We start from the raw sequence: 15,653 nt of genomic DNA, 5'->3' as shown, positions 1-15,653 counted from the left end.
AGCGCTACTTTCTGCGGTAGCTCTTCTGTGCGGTATTCACTTTCACCAGATAGCGGCGCGACTCGGCGGCCGGGTGTTTGGTGGTCAGCGTTTGGTACACGTCGCCCGGCTGCATGCCGTTGATGATGCCCACCGCGCGCGTCCTGTCGCTGGAGAACACCCGCAGCACGCTGCCGGCGCCGCCGTTGTAGGCGGTGATCACCGCATAGCGGCGCGAGGTCGGGTTCTGAATGCCGCCCAGGTAGTTGTTCTGCAGGATCGCCAGGTAGGCGGTGCCGGTGTCGATGTTGTTCTCCGGATCGAACAGGTAGCTGCGGCTCGGGGTGCCCCATTTGCCGCGCATCTGGAACACATCCTTACCGGCGGTGTGCTGCACCACCTGCATCAGGCCCAGCGCGTCCGAACCGCTCACCGCATAGGGGTTGAAGCTCGATTCGGTCTGCATGATTGCCAGGATCAGCGACTCGTCTACGCCGTATTTTTCCGACGCCTTGCGCACCATCGGCAGATATTTATGCGCACGTTTGTCCAGGTGGTTTGGCACCAGTTGGATGGTGACCGAGTAGATGACGTGCAGGCCGGAGGTGCGTTTTTGCAGCTTGGTCTGCAGCAGGTAATCGGCGAAGTGCGCCGCGCGCCATTCCCAGCGGATCGGCGCGCCTTTGTTATCCAGCACCTGGCCGTACAGGAACGGCTCTTTGCTGATCTGGATATCGTTGGCGTCGGAATAGAGATCGATGGAACCCGGATCGTCACCCATCAGCAGCGTGCTGATGATCGCCTGGCGCAGGTGCGCGGCCGGATCGGTGGTGGCGATGGTTTCGATGGTGATGGCACCGGTGTCGAAGTTGATGTGGCTGCGGGTTTGGTATTGGTCGGTATATTTGACGTAGTCTTTCGGCCCGGCGATCAGAACTTCGTTCAGACCCCAGATGTTCTCGATGTTGTGAGCGAATTGCCCCATCAGAATGTCGAAGCCGTTGGTGTCTTTGATCCAGGCTTCGTTGATTTCTTCACTTTTTTTGCCGGAACAGGAGATCAGCAAAGGCGCTATTACGAGCAAAGCTAAAATTTTCTTCATCTTAAAGCCGTTTGGAAGAAGTATAAGAGGATTGAAGCGGGCCAGCGCCTGGCCCCAACAGCGTTATTCGCTCGGCGGCGTATAGCCTTCGATGTGCACGTCGTGCCCTTCGAACAGGAACTTGATCATTTCCTCTTCCAGCAGTTTGCGATCATCCACGTTCATCATGTTCAGCTTCTTCTCGTTGATCAGCATGGTCTGCTTCTTCATCCACTCGCCCCAGGCTTCCTTGGAGATCTCGTTGTAGATGCGCTTGCCGACGTCGCCGGGATAAAGCTGGAAGTCCTGGCCCTCGGCGTCGCGCTGCAGGAAAGTACAAAAAATGGTGCGGCTCATGCTAATTCCTCGTCGATGGCGCTATCGCCATATAAGTTTTGTTGGATCGGGGGCTGCTTCGCCAGCTGTTGCAACAGGCGATCCACCGGCGCTGCCAGCCCGACCGACGGCGGCTGCGCTAAGTTATACCAGAGACCCGCGCCCTCATCCATGCCACTGCCCGCCGCGTCGAGCGACAGCCACATCGGCACGATATCGAGATGGAAATGGCTGAACGTGTGGCGAAACGCGGTCAGCTGTTCCAGGCGCTTGCCTTTCAGACCGCGCTGCTGCAGCCAGAGTTCCAAATCCACGCGCGCGCTGAACTGTGGGAAGCAGAACAGGCCGCCCCACAGGCCCACCGCCGGGCGCTGCTCCAGCCACACGCGGTCGCCGTGCTGCAGCAATAAGAAGTAGGCGGTTTTTTCCGGCAGGGTCTGTTTGGGTTTCTTGCCGGGGTAGTTGGCCCAGCTGTGATTGGCATAAGACAGGCAGCCGACGTTGAGCGGGCAGAGTTCACACTTGGGCTTGGAACGAGTGCAGACCATGGCGCCCAGATCCATCATCGCCTGGTTGAACTGGCCGACGCCCTGCGCCGGGGTGACCTCTTCGCTGATTTTCCACAGCCGGTTTTCGACTTCTTTCTTGCCCGGCCAGCCTTCCACCGCGTAGCAGCGAGCCAGCACGCGCTTCACGTTGCCGTCGAGGATCGGATAGTGTTGGCCCAGCGCCAACGACAGCACCGCGCCGGCGGTGGAGCGGCCGACGCCCGGTAAATCGGCGATTTCTGCGAAGGTTGTCGGGAACTCGCCGCCGTGCTGTGCGACAATGGTCTGCGCCGCCTTGTGCAGGTTGCGGGCGCGGGCGTAATAGCCGAGGCCGGTCCACAGATGCAGCACTTCGTCCAGCGGAGCCTCCGCCAGCGCGCGCACGTTGGGAAAACGGGCCATAAAGCGCTGAAAATAAGGAATGACGGTGGCAACCTGAGTCTGTTGCAACATCACCTCGGAGAGCCATACTTGATAGGCGGTTTTCTCCAGCTGCCACGGCAGGGTCTTGCGACCGTAGCGCTGGTACCAGTCAAGCACCACCTGTGCGAATTGTTGTGCTTGCATCATGAGCAGCGTCGTTATCCGGCAGAAAATGAAGCGAGATTGCAGCATAGAGTCATGATGCTGTAAACCGGAACTTTCCGACGCCGCACGGTGGGTACAGAAGATGAACACTTGCTAAACCAATGTATCTTTGCATAATGCGCGTTTCCCTAATTGGCAGCCAAACAGACAGAAAGCACTATGATTAATGACGTCATCTCCCCGGAATTTGATGAGAACGGCCGCGCGATGCGCCGTATCCGCAGTTTTGTCCGCCGCCAGGGGCGGCTGACCAAAGGCCAGCAGCACGCGCTGGAGAACTATTGGCCGGTGATGGGCGTGGAGTATCAGGCTGACGCTGTCGATCTCGCTGCGCTGTTCGGCCGCGAAGCGCCGACGGTGCTGGAGATCGGTTTTGGCATGGGCGCCTCGCTGGTGACCATGGCGGGCAACAATCCGCAGCAGAACTTTTTAGGGATCGAAGTGCACTCGCCGGGCGTGGGCGCCTGCCTGGCCGACGCCCACGAGGCGAAGCTGAGCAACCTGCGCGTGATGTGCCACGATGCGGTTGAAGTGCTGGAAAACATGATCCCGGACGGCTCGCTGGACATGGTGCAGCTGTTCTTCCCCGATCCGTGGCACAAGGCGCGCCACAACAAGCGCCGCATCGTGCAAACGCCGTTTGTCGAACTGGTGCTGCGCAAGCTGAAGACCGGCGGGGTCTTCCACATGGCTACCGATTGGCAACCTTATGCGGAACATATGTTAGAGGTTATGAACGGGGTCGCAGGCTACCGTAATCTTTCCAGCGATAATGATTACGTGCCGCGTCCGGATTCGCGCCCGCTGACGAAATTTGAATTACGCGGCCAGCGCCTGGGACATGGCGTTTGGGACTTGATGTTTGAGAGGAAAGAATAATGGCTAAGAACCGCAGTCGTCGTTTACGTAAAAAGTTGCACATTGAAGAATTTCAGGAACTGGGTTTCTCCGTAGCCTGGCGCTTTGCCGAAGGCACGTCGGTGGAAGACATCGACAGCACGCTGGATACCTTCATCGATGAAGTGATCGAGCCGAACGGCCTGGCGTTTGACGGCAGCGGCTACCTGCAGTGGGAAGGTCTGATCTGCCTGCAGAAGATCGGCCACTGCACCGACGAGCATCGCGAACTGGTGAAAAACTGGCTGGAAGCGCGCAAACTGACCGACGTTAAGGTCAGCGATCTGTTCGATATCTGGTGGGATTGATCGCGCTTGCCCGATGAGTGCGGCTTCGCGCCGCGCCGTTTTATTGATCTAAGGTGCCTTAACGGCGCCTTTGTTTTGCCCGGAGTGTGACCGAGGTGGTAACAACATTGGATAACGCGTTGCTGGAAGAGATCCTGCAACAGGTGCGCCCGCTGATTGGCCAGGGGAAAGTGGCCGACTACATCCCGGCGTTGGCGGAAGTGCCCGCCGACCGGTTGGCGATCGCCGTGTGCACGGTGGACGGCGAACTGTTCCAGGCCGGCGACGCCGCGGAGCGCTTCTCCATCCAGTCGATCTCCAAAGTGCTGAGCCTGACGCTGGCGCTGACGCGCTATCAGGAGCCTGAGATCTGGCGGCGCGTCGGCAAAGAGCCTTCCGGCCTGCCGTTCAATTCGCTGCTGCAGCTGGAGATGGAGCAGGGCAAACCGCGCAATCCGTTTATCAACCCCGGCGCGCTGGTGGTGTGCGACATGCTGCAAACCCGGCTCAGCGCCCCCAAACAGCGCATGCTGGAGGTGGTGCGTCAGCTGGCCGGCGAAGACGACCTGGCCTATGACCTGCGGGTGGCGCGTTCCGAATTCGAACACTCCGATCGCAATGCGGCCATCGCCTATCTGATGAAGTCGTTCGGCAACTTCGAGAACGACGTGATCACCGTGCTGCAAACCTATTTCCATTACTGCGCGCTGCGCATGAGCTGCGTGGAGCTGGCGCGCAGCTTCGTCTATCTGGCCAATCACGGCCGCGATCTCAGCGGCGAGGCGGTGATCAGCCCGCTGCAGGCTCGGCAGATCAACGCCCTGATGATGACTAGCGGCATGTACGACGGCGCCGGCGAATTCGCCTATCGGGTGGGAATGCCGGGCAAGTCCGGCGTGGGCGGCGGCATCGTGGCCATCGTGCCGGACGAGCTGTCGATCGTCGTCTGGTCGCCGGAGCTGGATGCTTCCGGCAACTCGCTGGCGGGAACTGCGGCGCTGGAACTGTTGTCTCAACGTATCGGTCGTTCGATTTTTTAATCCCAGTCTGGATGGGAGTCAGGAGAAGCTATGTTGAAGAAAACCGGGTTAGCCTTACTGCTGCTGGCGGCGACTGCCGCGCAGGCCCACGCCGAGTACCAATGCAGCGTTAAACCCCAGGACGATGTGATCATCAGCCCGCAGAGCGTGCAGGTGAAAGGCGCCAGCGGCGACCTGCAAATTTCGCCGGATGGCGACGTGATCCGCAACGGCCAGGCGCTGAGCCTGAACGACAGCCAGCGGCAGAAAGCCTTCAGTTACCAGAGCGCCTTGCGCAAGCAACTGCCGTGGATCGACGACGGCGCGCAGAAACACCTGGAGAAAGCCCGCGCAGCGCTGGATAAAGTGATCGTCAAAGAGCTGGGCAGCAACAGCAACGTGCGCAACCGGCTGACCACCCTGAATGGCCAGCTGAAACAGCAGATGAACCGCATCATCGAGCACCGCAGCGACGGCCTGACCTTCCACCACAAGGCGATCGACCAGGTGGAACAGGACGGCCGCAACATCGTGCAGCAGAGCATGGGGGGCGTGCTGCAGGACAGCCTGAACGAGATGGGCGTCAAACAGGCCGCCAACAGCGGCGGTAACCCGCTGCAGGCGATCATGGGCAACCTGGGCGGCTTGCAGAAGGCGATCCAGAACGAATGGAACAATCAGGAGCAGGACTTCCAGAACTTCGGCCATGATGTGTGCAACCGCGTCACCGCACTGGAAACCCAGCGCAAGGATCTGCTGAAGGCGTTGAAGTAACGGATAGGCGTAGCCGCCGTGCGTTTTTGACCTCACGACGGCTATCTGACAAACTGGCTAAACTATAATCAATCGGCAAAAGGATTTTGCATTGATGCCAGTGATATTCCGTTATAAAGGCTACAGGTTCTTTTTTTATTCCAACGAGGGTGACCCGCTTGAGCCGCCGCATGTTCATATCAGAGACGCTGAGGCTGAAGCGAAATTCTGGTTGGTTCCTGGCGTGCAGTTGGCGCGTAATGACGGCTTTAACGCCAGAACGCTAAAAGAGCTGGCGGGTCTGGTTGATACCTATCAGGCATTGTTTTTGGAGGCTTGGCATGAGTATTTCGGCTAAACGCGTCAGCTTTGACGATGCGACGATGTGGGTCGAACTGAGCGACGCCAGAATTATTGGCGTGCCACTGGCCTGGTTTCCGCGTTTGTTGAATGCGACGCAAGAACAGCGGGCAGAGTATGAACTCAGCGCTCGCGGCATCCATTGGGATGCGTTGGACGAGGATGTTTCCGTTGAGGGATTGCTGAAGGGGCGTGGCGACGTGACGCATCGCCCTCATAATGCCGCCTGAACATGAAAAAAAGCGCTGATTATTCAGCGCTTTTTTTTACTCGTCGTCCGCCAGGAACTGTTCCAGCAGCGAGTTGAGGAACAGTTTGCCCTTCTCGGTGATCTGCCAGTGCTCCGCGGTTTCTTCCAGATAGCCTTTGGCCAGCGCCTCGTCCAACTGCGGGCGAATGACGCTTTCCGCCAGCCCGGTGTAGTTGACGAAGTCGGCGCGCGGCGCGGCTTCCAGCAAGCGGAAGCGGTTCATGAAGAACTCGAACGGCCGATCCGCCGCCGCCACCTCATGCTGCTTGTCCATGTAGTCGCCGCGCATAAAGCCGCGCGGGTGCTTGGTCTTGGCGGTGCGCAGGATACGCCCGTCGCTGAAGGTCACCTTGCCGTGCGCGCCGCAGCCGATCCCCAGATAGTCGCCAAAGCGCCAGTAGTTGAGGTTGTGCTGGCATTGGTAGCCTGATTTGGCGTAGGCCGAGGTTTCATACTGCTGGTATCCGGCGGCGCTCAGCAACTGGTGGCCGCGTTCGAAGATGTCCCACAGCGCGTCGTCGTCCGGCAAAACCGGCGGGCGTGAGCTGAACAGGGTGTTCGGTTCGATGGTCAGCTGATACCACGACAGATGCGGCGGATTGAGGGCGATAGCCTGGCGCAGATCGTCCAGCGCCTCTTCCAGCGACTGATCCGGCAGGCCGTGCATCAGATCGAGGTTGAAGCTGCGCAGGCCAAGGCTGGTCGCCAGCGTCGCCGCGCGTTTGGCTTCTTCCGGGCCGTGGATGCGCCCCAGACGGTTCAGCTTCTCGGCGCTGAAGCTTTGCACCCCGATGGAGATGCGGTTGACGCCGGCGCGCTGGTAGCCGCTGAAGCGATCGGCCTCCACGGTGCCGGGATTGGCTTCCATGGTGATTTCGGCGTCGTCGGCGACGCGAATGCGCGCCCGCACGCCGTCCAGCAAGGCCTGCATCGCCTCGGCGCTCAGCAGGCTGGGGGTGCCGCCGCCGATAAAGATAGTGCTGATTTCCCGGCCGCCGGCCAGCGGCAGATCGGCATCCAGATCCGCTAACAGATGATCGACATACTCCTGATGCGGCACGTCACCCTTCAGGGCATGGGAGTTGAAGTCGCAGTACGGGCATTTCTGCACGCACCACGGGATATGGATGTAGAGACTCAGCGGGGGCAGCTTAAGCATTGCGCATGGCTTCCAACATCAGCTTCAGCGCCTTGCCGCGGTGCGAAATCGCCCGCTTCTCGTCGCGGCTCAGCTCGGCGGCGGTGCGGCCCAGCTCCGGCACGTAGAAGACAGGATCGTAACCGAAGCCGCCTTCACCGGCGGCCTGCTCGGTGATTTCGCCGGCCCAACTGCCGTGGAACACCAGCGGCGTCGGGTCTGCCGCATGGCGCAGATAGACCAGCACGCAATGGAATTGCGCGCCGCGCCGGCCCGGCGCTACGTCTTTCATCGCCGCCAGCAGCTTGTCGAGGTTCTGCCGATCGTCGGCATCTTCACCGGCATAGCGCGCGGAGTAGATGCCCGGCGCGCCGCCCAGCGCGTCCACTGCCAGGCCGGAGTCGTCGGCGATCGCCGGCAGGCCGGTGACCTGTGCCGCATGGCGCGCTTTCAGAATGGCGTTTTCGATAAACGTCAGGCCGGTCTCTTCGGCGGACTCCACGCCCAGATCGGTTTGTGCGACCACGTCCAGGCCGAAATCGGCCAACAGGTCGGCGAGTTCGCGCACTTTGCCCGGGTTACCGGTGGCAAGAACGACTTTTTGCATAAATGACTACCTTGAAAATTATTCGATGAGCGCCGCGACCACGGCGGGGATCTGTTGCGGATTCACGATGCGTAACTGTTTATGCCGCCCCAGTTCGCCTTTCTCGATGGTGACGTTGCTTTTCGCCACTTTGAACTGCTTGGCGATAAACTTGATCAAATGGGCGTTGGCTTGGCCGTCGACCGGCGGGGCGGTGATGGCGACTTTCAGTTCGTCGCCATGCAAGCCGATAATTTGGTCGCGGCTGGCTTTCGGCTGAATATATAGCCTGATCGCCAGCCCGTCCAGCACCGGAGTGACTGCACTCACAGCAGGAACCAGATCTCACCGAACAGATCCATGCCCAGGTAGTTGATCAGATAGAGGATCAGGATCACCACCATGGCGGAAAAGTCGATGCCGCCCATCGCCGGGATGATGCGACGGATCGGCGCCATCAAGGGTTCGGTCAGTTGGTACATCACGTAGTCGATCGGGCTGCGGCCCTGGCTTACCCAGCTCATCAGCGCACGAATGATCATCACCCAGAAGATCAGGTAGCCGGCGGACTTCACCAGCGAGATCAGGCCGAACAGCAGGTTATACGGGCTGAGCGACATCGCGCCGCCCTGAATCAGCAGCAGCAGCGGGTACTTGATGGTCATCAGCAGGAACGCCAGCAGCAGCGAAGCGCTGTCGATGGGCCCCAGTGACGGGATGATGCGGCGCAGTGGGCCGACCACCGGCTGGGTGATCTTCACCACAAACTGTGAGAACGGGTTGTAAAAATCGGTGCGCGCCCACTGCATCCAAATGCGCAGCAACAGCACCATCACGTACAGATCAATAACGGTCTTGACCAGGAAAGTCAGCGTTAGCATGAAGTGGTCCTTCTCCTTAACTCGCGGTTATTTAAAATAATTTTTCCATCTCTTGGGCACGGGAAACGGCGGCCTGCATCGCTTGCGCTACGGTTTCCGGCAGTTGGCGTTCGTTGAACACCCGCAGCGCTTCGGCGGTGGTGCCGCCTTTGGAGGTCACCTGCTCGCGCAGCGTGCCCAGCGGCGTATCCGGGTTGGCTTCCACCAGCGCGGCGGCGCCGGAAGCGGCCTGTTGTACCAGATCGCGCGCGGTCTGGCTGTCGAAGCCCATGCGCTCGGCCTCTTTTTGCATCGCTTCCATAAACAGGAAGAAATAGGCCGGGGCGCTACCCGCGGCGGCGATCACGCCGTTGATGCCATTTTCGTCATCGACCCAGCAAACTTTACCGACCGACGCCATTAAATCGCCGGTGTAATCGCGATCCCGCTGGCTGACCTGCGCCGGCGCGTACAGCCCGCTCATGCCCTTGCCGACCAGCGACGGAGTGTTGGGCATGATGCGCACGATGTCCAGCTTGTCGCCGAGCAGCTGATAGAAACGGCTGACCTGAATACCGGCGGCGATCGACAGCACCAGCTTGCCGCTGAAGTCGACCTGTTCGCGCAGCGGCTGACACACGTCGGCCATCATCTGCGGTTTGACCGCCAGCACCACCACCTCGGCTTCACGCGCGCAGGCGACGTTGTCGCCGCTGCTGACGATGCCGTAGTCTGCGGCCAGCGCATCACGGTTTTTCGGCGAAGGGGCGCAGACGCTGATGGATTTGGCTGGATAGCCGCCCGCCACCAGGCCGGCGATGATTGCACGCGCCATGTTGCCGGCGCCGATAAAGGTAATCTTGCGATGTTGCATCAAATCCCTCGTCTGTGTGTCAGGCCTGCGAGTAGTCGCGGGCGCCAAAAATTGCGGTGCCGATGCGCACCAGGGTGCTGCCGGCGGCGATCGCCGCCGCCATATCGTCCGTCATGCCCATCGACAGCGTATCGGCCAGCGGATAACGCTGACGCAGGGCGAGAAATGCGTCGTTCATCCGGCTGAATACCGCCAGCTGCCGCTGATAATCCTCTTCCGGCGCCGGAATAGCCATCAGGCCGCGCAGCGTCAGGTTCGGCAGCGCGGCGATCGCTTCGGCCAACGCCGGCAGCTCGGCCAACGCAATGCCGGATTTGCTTTGCTCGTCGCTGATGTTGATTTGAATCAGCACGTTGAGCGGCGGCATGTCGGCCGGGCGCTGATCGCTCAAGCGCTGGGCGATGCGCAGCCGATCCACGGTATGGCACCAGGCGAAGTGTTCCGCCACCAGCCGACTCTTATTGGATTGCAGCGGGCCGATAAAGTGCCACACCAACTCGCCGCTTTGCGGCGACTCGGCGAAATGCCGGATCTTGTCTACCCCTTCCTGCACGTAGTTCTCGCCGAAGGCGCGCTGGCCGGCGGCGATGGCTTCTTCGATCGCCGCCACAGGTTTGGTTTTGCTGACGGCAAGCAGGGCAACTTCTTCTGGCGCCCGCGCGCAATTTCGCGCGGCGGCCGCAATGCGGTTTCTGACATCCTGCAGGTTCTGTTGGATAGTGCTCATTATTGACCCGGGAGAGTGATATGGATATCGATGAATTCGTGGCCCTTAGTGTAAAGCATAATGCTTCCGATCTGCACCTTTGTGCCGGTCATCCGCCGATGTTGCGCATCGACGGTGAACTGCAGCCGCTGGCGGCGGCGCCAACGCTGACGGCGCAAGGCGTGCAAGCGCTCTGCGACGGATTGCTGAATGCGCAGCAGCGCGAGAGCCTGCGGCGGCTGGGGCAGGTCGATCTGGCGCTGCACAGGCCGAGCGGGGAACGGCTGCGGGCCAACGTTTTTCAGCAAAGCGCGGGAATTTCTCTCGCGTTGCGGCGTATCGCCGGGCAGTCGCCTTCGCTTGCCGCGCTGGCGGCGCCGGCCATCGTCCCGGCGCTGCTGCGGCGCGCCGACGGATTGATCCTGGTCACCGGCGCCACCGGCAGCGGCAAGTCCACCACGCTGGCGGCGATGATCGACGAGATCAACCGGCACCAGCCGCGGCACGTTTTGACGCTGGAGGATCCGATCGAATTCCTGCACCGCAGCCGGCGATCGCTGATCCAGCAGCGGGAGATCGGCCGCGACAGCCACAGCTTCGATGCGGCGTTGCGCGCCGCGCTGCGCGAAGATCCGGATGTGATCCTGCTGGGCGAGCTGCGCGATACCGCCACCATCCGGCTGGCGCTCACCGCGGCGGAGACCGGCCACCTGGTGCTGGCGACGCTGCATACCCGCAGCGCGCCGCAGGCGGTGGAACGGCTGGTGGATGTGTTTCCGGCGGAAGAGAAACCCTATGTGCGCGCCCAGCTGGCGGGCAGCCTGCAAGCGGTGATCGCGCAAAAGCTGATGAGGCGCCCCGGCGGCGGACGCGTGGCGATCTTTGAAGTGCTGACGGCGACGGCGGCGGTCAGCAACCTGATCCGCGAAGGGAAAACCCATCAGTTGGCGAGCGTGTTGCAAACCGGCGCGCAGTCCGGCATGCAAACCTTTGAGCAGGGTTTGCAGCAGCGGATCGACGCCGGCGTGTTGGGGGAGTGCGCGGGGGAGGGAACGAGGGGTTAACCCAGCTGCCGTTCGAACCAGCTTTCGAGGATAACCACCGCGGAGGCGGAATCCACGCTGCCTTTATCAAGGGCGCGGAAGCCGCCGCGATCGAACAGGTTGGCGCGCGCCTCCACGGTGCTCAGGCGCTCGTCATGCAGATCGATCTGGATGCCGAAGCGACCGTGCAGGCGGTTGGCGAACTTGCGCGCCTGGGCGGTAACGGGCTGTTCGGTGCCGTCCATGTTCAGCGGCAGGCCGACCACCACCAAATCCGGCTGCCACTCCTTCAGCAGCTTTTCGATTTTCAGCCAGTCCGGCGAACCGTCCTGCGCTTTGAAAGCCGGCAGGGCGCGGGCGCTGCCGGTCAACTCCTGGCCAACGGCCGCGCCGATGCTTTTGGTGCCAAAGTCGAAGGCGATAATGGTGCGGTTACTCATCAGGCGTGTCCTGCGTGGTTGGCGATGCTGCGAATGTCGATACCCAAAAGGTTCCCCGCCTCGCGCCAGCGGCTGGCGATCGGCGTGCGGAACAAAATGTCGGTGTTGGCTTCGATGGTCAGCCAGGCGTTTTCCAATACTTCCTGCTCCAACTGGCCCTTTTCCCAACCCGCATAACCCAGCGCCACCAGCACGTCGTCCGGTTGCTCCGGCGTGCCGAGCGTTTCCAGCACGTCTTTCGAGGTGGTGATCATGGTGTTGGGGGAAATTTGAATGCTGGCGCCAAAGCCGTGGCGCGGCGTATGCAGGATAAATCCGCGATCGTCCGCCAGGGGGCCGCCGGCGAACACCGGCTTGTCCAGGCTGATGGCCGGATCGCGCGCAGGCGGCATGATCTTCAGCTTGCTCAGCACCGTGGCTACCGTGAACTGCTCCACCGGTTTATTGATCACCAAACCCATGGCGCCTTCTTCATTGTGCTCGCAAATGTAAATCACCGAGCGTTTGAAGCGAGGATCCTGCAGCGTTGGCATGGCGATCAGAAAATGGTGCTGTAAATTCATGGCGTTAGTATAAGGTAATCAATGGGTGAGAAAATAAACAGCCGCCAGTATGCGGCTATACCCGCCGCCTTTCAAGGCGCGCTTTGGCGGGCGCCATGCAGAACAGCGGGCGGCATGCCGCCCGCATTGCGCATTACTTCGCCGCCAGGCGCTTTTCAATCGCGTCCATCAGCATGCCGGTAATCGAAATCGGGAATGCCGCCTCGATCTCGCGCGCGCAGGTCGGGCTGGTGACGTTGATTTCAGTCAGGCGATCGCCGATCACGTCCAGGCCGACGAAGATCAGCCCTTTCTCTTTCAGCGTCGGGGCGACGGTGCGGGCGATTTTCCAGTCGCTCTCGCTCAGCGGGCGCGCTTCGCCGCGGCCGCCGGCCGCCAGGTTGCCGCGGGTCTCGCCCTGCGCAGGAATGCGCGCCAGGCAGTAAGGCACCGGCTCGCCGTCCACCACCAGGATGCGCTTGTCGCCGTCCTTGATCGCCGGCAGGAAGTTCTGCGCCATGCAGAAACGGCTGCCGTGTTCGGTCAGGGTTTCGATGATCACCGACAGGTTAGGATCGTCCTGCTTCACGCGGAAGATCGACGCGCCGCCCATACCGTCCAGCGGCTTCAGGATGATGTCGCCGTGCTGCTGGTGGAATTTGCGGATGTGCGCGGCGCTGCGGCTGACCAGCGTATCCGGCGTCAGCTCCGGGAACCAGGCGGTGAACAGCTTCTCGTTGCAGTCGCGCAGGCTTTGCGGCTTGTTGACCACCAGCGTGCCTTTAACTTCGGCGCGTTCCAGAATGTAGGTCGCGTAGATGTATTCGGTATCGAACGGCGGATCTTTGCGCATCAGGATCACGTCCAGCTCGTGCAGCGCCAGATCCTGCTCGGCGCCGAAGCTGAACCAGCTCTCCTTGTCTTCCTTCACGCTCAGCAGGCGGGTGCGGGCGCGCCCGTCACCGGCATGCAGATAGAGATCGTTCATCTCCATGTAGTGCAATTCGTAACCGCGGCGCTGCGCTTCGAGCAGCATGGCGAAGCTGGTGTCTTTCTTGATGTTGATGGAATCGATAGGGTCCATCACGATGCCGAGCTTAATCATCTTTTCTCCTTTAACCCAGGTCGCCGAAGCGAACCTGCAGAGCGGTAATGGCGGTGAGCGCTGTGGTTTCGGTACGCAGAACGCGTGGTCCCAGCAGAATATCAGTAAATCCGTGGTCGGTGGTCATGGCGATTTCGTCGGCGGACAAACCGCCTTCCGGGCCTATCAGCAGGCGAACGCGATCCACCGGCTGCGGCAGCGTGTTGATGCTGTGGCTGGCGCGCGGGTGCAGGTTGAGCTTCAGGCTGCCGTCCTGCTCGGCGCACCAGGCCTCCAGCGACATCGCCTCGCGGATTTCGGGAATGCGGTTGCGGCCGCACTGTTCGCAGGCGGCGATGGCGATCTTTTGCCATTGCTGGATTTTCTTCGTCAGACGCTCGCCGTCCAACTTCACGCCGCAGCGCTCGGAAAACAGCGGGGTGATGACGTTGACGCCCAGCTCGATGGATTTCTGGATGGTGAACTCCATTTTCTCGCCGCGCGAGATCACCTGGCCCAGGTGCAGGTTGAGCGGCGATTCGATGTCATCCACGCGGCCGTCGCCGAGGCGCACCAGCACGCTCTTTTTGTCCACCCGGATTATTTCGGCGTCGAACACCTGGTTGCTGCCGTCGAACAGCTGCAGCGCCTGGCCGGCGCTCATGCGCAGCACGCGGCCGACGTGGTTGGCGGCGTCCTCGCTGAGGGCGATCTCCGCCCGGTCGGTCAACGGTTGTGGATGGTAAATGCGGGGTATGCGCATGGGTAGTCTGATCCTGACGAAACGGCGCCGCGGGTTGGCGGCGCCATGAAAGATAAAGGCTATAGTAGGTTAGCTTTTCCGCTGCTGACAAGCCTGTTGAATATAGGGGTTGTGGTTGCCCTGCACCTTGGCGATACGTGCTTCGCGCTGACATTCCCATTGGCTCACCGGATATTGCCGGTTCCACACTTCGAACAGCTGGGTTTGCTGGCGTGACAGCCGCAGCTGGTAGCGATCGCGCATGTAGAAGTAGGTGCGGGCAATGGCGCCGCGGGCGCGGGCGGGCGGCTCCGCCTGTTTATTCTTGAAGTCCACCTTCATTGGGCACTGCCCGTACTGGCCTGCGCCGCCGTTCCATTGGCTGTACATGAAGTTGTTGCGGTCGCCGTTCACTTCGCCGATCGCCGGCTGCAGGTTGTGCAGATCGGTTTCTATCTGGCGATAGGTGGCGTCTTTGTTGCAGTTTTTGCGCCCGCCGTCTTGCCAGCACTGCAGCTGGTGGCCGAACTGCCAGGCCGGCACCACGTGTTCCCATTCAATGCGCTGCGCGCGTTGGGCGTTTTTACGCACCTGATAGCCGCAGCCGGCGAGATCGGGAATGCCCTTCTTGCCTTGCCACTCGATGCGGCAGCCGCAGTAAAAACTGCCCGGCGCATCCTGGTTAATCTTGGCCGCCGCCGTCTTGGCCTGAGAGAAGTTATTGATGCCGTGCGCCTGTGCGGCGCCTGCGGCGAAAACCGCCATAAACAAAATTCTGCGAAGCATATTCCAAAACAGCTCAAAATTGGAAAAGCAGGCAGGGTAACGGAACTTGTCGGCAGTGGCAAATGGCGATATTTACTTGTTTTAACGTATAAATCGTTTAACTAAAGGTTCTCGCTAGCAAGAAATTTCAGTTTTTCGCCGCACCGGCGGCAGCGGTATTCGCTTTCGCCGCGCAGCACGCGGTTATGGCGGCGAATGGTGAGCTGGTGCTGCCCGCAGCCGCAGCGGTAGGGGAAGGTTTTGCTTTGCACCGAGGCGGTTTCGAAACGATGAGTGCGGCTGGCGGGCGTCAGCAGCACGCTTTCCATCATCCAGCGCCATTCGCGGCCGTGCGGCGCTACCCGGCCGAATTGGCGAAACACCAGCAGGTGCGCCAGTTCGTGCGGCACCACTTCATCGATAAACGGCTGTTGGTTTTCCAGCAGCAGCACCGGGTTCAGACGGATTTCCCAGCTTTGCAGCCAGGCGGTGCCCGCGCTGGTGCCGCGTTGCTGATAGACGATGCTGGGTTCGGGGAATTCGACGGCAAAATGCTGGCGGGCCAACTGCAGCTTTTCTCGCAGGCAGCGCATCACCGCTTGTTGCAGCGCGATGGGGATTCTCGGTTTGTTCATTGCGGCTAGCTTAAGCAATGGCGCGGCGGCTGACAATATGCCCCGGCGCAAATCGCATCCGGCGCTTTTTCACCACATTGATAAGACGATCGCTGCCGATGGATTGTAATCAATGTGTTAACTGCGGGATAATAAAGCGT

22 protein-coding genes are annotated in these 15,653 nt (G+C 60.7%); 7 read left to right on the top strand and 15 right to left on the bottom strand.

All coding sequences use genetic code 11. The features are described 5' to 3' along the window. Positions 1 to 4: 4 nt before the first annotated feature. The 3 genes from mltC to mutY form a co-directional block, all read right to left on the bottom strand. A complete protein-coding gene (gene mltC / locus AC2CGI_RS16815) occupies positions 5 to 1,081 on the bottom strand; it encodes a membrane-bound lytic murein transglycosylase MltC (RefSeq protein WP_004937402.1) in 1,077 nt (358 codons plus the stop codon). Positions 1,082 to 1,144: 63 nt separating this feature from the next. Further along, on the bottom strand, positions 1,145 to 1,417 hold the full coding sequence (locus tag AC2CGI_RS16810) for an oxidative damage protection protein (RefSeq protein ID WP_004937404.1): 273 nt from the start codon (positions 1,415 to 1,417) through the stop codon (positions 1,145 to 1,147). Next, a complete protein-coding gene (gene mutY / locus AC2CGI_RS16805; protein ID WP_004937408.1) occupies positions 1,414 to 2,514 on the bottom strand; it encodes an A/G-specific adenine glycosylase in 1,101 nt (366 codons plus the stop codon). The genes AC2CGI_RS16810 and mutY overlap by 4 nt, the downstream gene beginning before the upstream one ends. 177 nt (positions 2,515 to 2,691) lie before the next feature. Between mutY and trmB the strand changes: the two genes are divergently transcribed. The 6 genes from trmB to AC2CGI_RS16775 all read left to right on the top strand — a co-directional run bounded on the left by trmB (position 2,692) and on the right by AC2CGI_RS16775 (position 6,078). Next, positions 2,692 to 3,411, top strand: a complete 720-nt coding sequence (gene trmB, locus AC2CGI_RS16800) for a tRNA (guanosine(46)-N7)-methyltransferase TrmB (RefSeq protein ID WP_004937410.1) — start codon at positions 2,692 to 2,694, stop codon at positions 3,409 to 3,411. Then, entirely contained in the window at positions 3,411 to 3,737 is a 327-nt protein-coding gene (locus AC2CGI_RS16795; RefSeq protein WP_004937412.1) for a YggL family protein, read from the top strand. Before trmB ends, AC2CGI_RS16795 begins: the two co-directional genes overlap by 1 nt. A 95-nt stretch (positions 3,738 to 3,832) precedes the next feature. Then, on the top strand, positions 3,833 to 4,756 hold the full coding sequence (gene glsB, locus AC2CGI_RS16790) for a glutaminase B (protein WP_004937414.1): 924 nt from the start codon (positions 3,833 to 3,835) through the stop codon (positions 4,754 to 4,756). Between the two features lie 30 nt (positions 4,757 to 4,786). Next, positions 4,787 to 5,509: a YggN family protein gene (locus tag AC2CGI_RS16785; RefSeq protein WP_015379052.1), complete on the top strand. Its 723-nt coding sequence runs from the start codon at positions 4,787 to 4,789 to the stop codon at positions 5,507 to 5,509. Between the two features lie 94 nt (positions 5,510 to 5,603). Continuing rightward, positions 5,604 to 5,846 carry a DUF4160 domain-containing protein gene (locus AC2CGI_RS16780; RefSeq protein WP_004937418.1) on the top strand — a complete coding sequence of 81 codons (243 nt, stop codon included), beginning with the start codon at positions 5,604 to 5,606 and terminating at the stop codon, positions 5,844 to 5,846. Next, complete coding sequence (locus AC2CGI_RS16775) at positions 5,830 to 6,078, top strand: DUF2442 domain-containing protein (protein WP_004937422.1); 249 nt, start codon at positions 5,830 to 5,832, stop codon at positions 6,076 to 6,078. Before AC2CGI_RS16780 ends, AC2CGI_RS16775 begins: the two co-directional genes overlap by 17 nt. A 36-nt stretch (positions 6,079 to 6,114) precedes the next feature. Here AC2CGI_RS16775 and hemW read toward each other — a convergent pair whose 3' ends face one another. The 6 genes from hemW to AC2CGI_RS16745 are packed head-to-tail and all read right to left on the bottom strand — an operon-like array spanning position 6,115 to position 10,283. Next, on the bottom strand, positions 6,115 to 7,257 hold the full coding sequence (gene hemW, locus AC2CGI_RS16770) for a radical SAM family heme chaperone HemW (RefSeq protein ID WP_076740987.1): 1,143 nt from the start codon (positions 7,255 to 7,257) through the stop codon (positions 6,115 to 6,117). Continuing rightward, entirely contained in the window at positions 7,250 to 7,843 is a 594-nt protein-coding gene (locus AC2CGI_RS16765) for an XTP/dITP diphosphatase (protein WP_004937429.1), read from the bottom strand. Before AC2CGI_RS16765 ends, hemW begins: the two co-directional genes overlap by 8 nt. An 18-nt stretch (positions 7,844 to 7,861) precedes the next feature. Then, complete coding sequence (gene yggU / locus AC2CGI_RS16760) at positions 7,862 to 8,152, bottom strand: DUF167 family protein YggU (protein WP_004948014.1); 291 nt, start codon at positions 8,150 to 8,152, stop codon at positions 7,862 to 7,864. Beyond that, positions 8,149 to 8,703 (bottom strand): YggT family protein, encoded by a 555-nt coding sequence (locus tag AC2CGI_RS16755; RefSeq protein ID WP_004937436.1) that lies wholly within the window; start codon positions 8,701 to 8,703, stop codon positions 8,149 to 8,151. Before AC2CGI_RS16755 ends, yggU begins: the two co-directional genes overlap by 4 nt. 31 nt (positions 8,704 to 8,734) lie before the next feature. Next, positions 8,735 to 9,556 (bottom strand): pyrroline-5-carboxylate reductase, encoded by an 822-nt coding sequence (proC, locus tag AC2CGI_RS16750; RefSeq protein WP_004937440.1) that lies wholly within the window; start codon positions 9,554 to 9,556, stop codon positions 8,735 to 8,737. A 19-nt stretch (positions 9,557 to 9,575) separates the two neighbouring features. Continuing rightward, positions 9,576 to 10,283, bottom strand: coding sequence for a YggS family pyridoxal phosphate-dependent enzyme (locus tag AC2CGI_RS16745; RefSeq protein ID WP_076740986.1), 708 nt, complete (start codon positions 10,281 to 10,283; stop codon positions 9,576 to 9,578). Positions 10,284 to 10,303: 20 nt separating this feature from the next. Here AC2CGI_RS16745 and AC2CGI_RS16740 point away from each other — a divergent pair, with 20 nt between their 5' ends. Further along, positions 10,304 to 11,326, top strand: a complete 1,023-nt coding sequence (locus AC2CGI_RS16740) for a type IV pilus twitching motility protein PilT (RefSeq protein WP_075684624.1) — start codon at positions 10,304 to 10,306, stop codon at positions 11,324 to 11,326. Here AC2CGI_RS16740 and ruvX read toward each other — a convergent pair. The 6 genes from ruvX to AC2CGI_RS16710 all read right to left on the bottom strand — a co-directional run bounded on the left by ruvX (position 11,323) and on the right by AC2CGI_RS16710 (position 15,513). Then, positions 11,323 to 11,745, bottom strand: a complete 423-nt coding sequence (ruvX, locus tag AC2CGI_RS16735; RefSeq protein ID WP_015379046.1) for a Holliday junction resolvase RuvX — start codon at positions 11,743 to 11,745, stop codon at positions 11,323 to 11,325. The genes AC2CGI_RS16740 and ruvX overlap by 4 nt on opposite strands. Next, positions 11,745 to 12,308 (bottom strand): YqgE/AlgH family protein, encoded by a 564-nt coding sequence (locus AC2CGI_RS16730; protein ID WP_004937452.1) that lies wholly within the window; start codon positions 12,306 to 12,308, stop codon positions 11,745 to 11,747. Before AC2CGI_RS16730 ends, ruvX begins: the two co-directional genes overlap by 1 nt. Before the next feature lie 133 nt (positions 12,309 to 12,441). Then, positions 12,442 to 13,392, bottom strand: a complete 951-nt coding sequence (gene gshB / locus AC2CGI_RS16725) for a glutathione synthase (protein ID WP_015379045.1) — start codon at positions 13,390 to 13,392, stop codon at positions 12,442 to 12,444. Positions 13,393 to 13,402: 10 nt separating this feature from the next. Further along, the gene (gene rsmE, locus AC2CGI_RS16720) at positions 13,403 to 14,134 is read right to left on the bottom strand and encodes a 16S rRNA (uracil(1498)-N(3))-methyltransferase (RefSeq protein WP_075684625.1); all 732 of its coding nucleotides are present in this window, start codon (positions 14,132 to 14,134) and stop codon (positions 13,403 to 13,405) included. Between the two features lie 69 nt (positions 14,135 to 14,203). Then, positions 14,204 to 14,899, bottom strand: coding sequence for a deoxyribonuclease I (gene endA / locus AC2CGI_RS16715; protein ID WP_015379043.1), 696 nt, complete (start codon positions 14,897 to 14,899; stop codon positions 14,204 to 14,206). A 101-nt stretch (positions 14,900 to 15,000) separates the two neighbouring features. Then, entirely contained in the window at positions 15,001 to 15,513 is a 513-nt protein-coding gene (locus AC2CGI_RS16710) for a SprT family zinc-dependent metalloprotease (RefSeq protein ID WP_004937462.1), read from the bottom strand. Positions 15,514 to 15,653 lie beyond the last annotated feature (140 nt).

The sequence above is a fragment of the Serratia sp. LSHTC3 genome (assembly GCF_057197125.1).
This window is presented reverse-complemented; position numbering and strand designations above follow the sequence as displayed.

Excerpts from the sequence above, each read along its gene's own strand:
- mltC (WP_004937402.1), bottom strand. The coding sequence starts at position 1,081 with ATGAAGAAAATTTTAGCTTTGCTCGTAATAGCGCCTTTGCTGATCTCC.
- AC2CGI_RS16810 (WP_004937404.1), bottom strand. The coding sequence starts at position 1,417 with ATGAGCCGCACCATTTTTTGTACTTTCCTGCAGCGCGACGCCGAGGGC.
- mutY (WP_004937408.1), bottom strand. The coding sequence starts at position 2,514 with ATGATGCAAGCACAACAATTCGCACAGGTGGTGCTTGACTGGTACCAG.
- trmB (WP_004937410.1), top strand. The coding sequence starts at position 2,692 with ATGATTAATGACGTCATCTCCCCGGAATTTGATGAGAACGGCCGCGCG.
- AC2CGI_RS16795 (WP_004937412.1), top strand. The coding sequence starts at position 3,411 with ATGGCTAAGAACCGCAGTCGTCGTTTACGTAAAAAGTTGCACATTGAA.
- AC2CGI_RS16785 (WP_015379052.1), top strand. The coding sequence starts at position 4,787 with ATGTTGAAGAAAACCGGGTTAGCCTTACTGCTGCTGGCGGCGACTGCC.
- AC2CGI_RS16780 (WP_004937418.1), top strand. The coding sequence starts at position 5,604 with ATGCCAGTGATATTCCGTTATAAAGGCTACAGGTTCTTTTTTTATTCC.
- AC2CGI_RS16775 (WP_004937422.1), top strand. The coding sequence starts at position 5,830 with ATGAGTATTTCGGCTAAACGCGTCAGCTTTGACGATGCGACGATGTGG.
- hemW (WP_076740987.1), bottom strand. The coding sequence starts at position 7,257 with ATGCTTAAGCTGCCCCCGCTGAGTCTCTACATCCATATCCCGTGGTGC.
- AC2CGI_RS16765 (WP_004937429.1), bottom strand. The coding sequence starts at position 7,843 with ATGCAAAAAGTCGTTCTTGCCACCGGTAACCCGGGCAAAGTGCGCGAA.
- AC2CGI_RS16755 (WP_004937436.1), bottom strand. The coding sequence starts at position 8,703 with ATGCTAACGCTGACTTTCCTGGTCAAGACCGTTATTGATCTGTACGTG.
- proC (WP_004937440.1), bottom strand. The coding sequence starts at position 9,556 with ATGCAACATCGCAAGATTACCTTTATCGGCGCCGGCAACATGGCGCGT.
- AC2CGI_RS16745 (WP_076740986.1), bottom strand. The coding sequence starts at position 10,283 with ATGAGCACTATCCAACAGAACCTGCAGGATGTCAGAAACCGCATTGCG.
- AC2CGI_RS16740 (WP_075684624.1), top strand. The coding sequence starts at position 10,304 with ATGGATATCGATGAATTCGTGGCCCTTAGTGTAAAGCATAATGCTTCC.
- ruvX (WP_015379046.1), bottom strand. The coding sequence starts at position 11,745 with ATGAGTAACCGCACCATTATCGCCTTCGACTTTGGCACCAAAAGCATC.
- AC2CGI_RS16730 (WP_004937452.1), bottom strand. The coding sequence starts at position 12,308 with ATGAATTTACAGCACCATTTTCTGATCGCCATGCCAACGCTGCAGGAT.
- gshB (WP_015379045.1), bottom strand. The coding sequence starts at position 13,392 with ATGATTAAGCTCGGCATCGTGATGGACCCTATCGATTCCATCAACATC.
- rsmE (WP_075684625.1), bottom strand. The coding sequence starts at position 14,134 with ATGCGCATACCCCGCATTTACCATCCACAACCGTTGACCGACCGGGCG.
- endA (WP_015379043.1), bottom strand. The coding sequence starts at position 14,899 with ATGCTTCGCAGAATTTTGTTTATGGCGGTTTTCGCCGCAGGCGCCGCA.
- AC2CGI_RS16710 (WP_004937462.1), bottom strand. The coding sequence starts at position 15,513 with ATGAACAAACCGAGAATCCCCATCGCGCTGCAACAAGCGGTGATGCGC.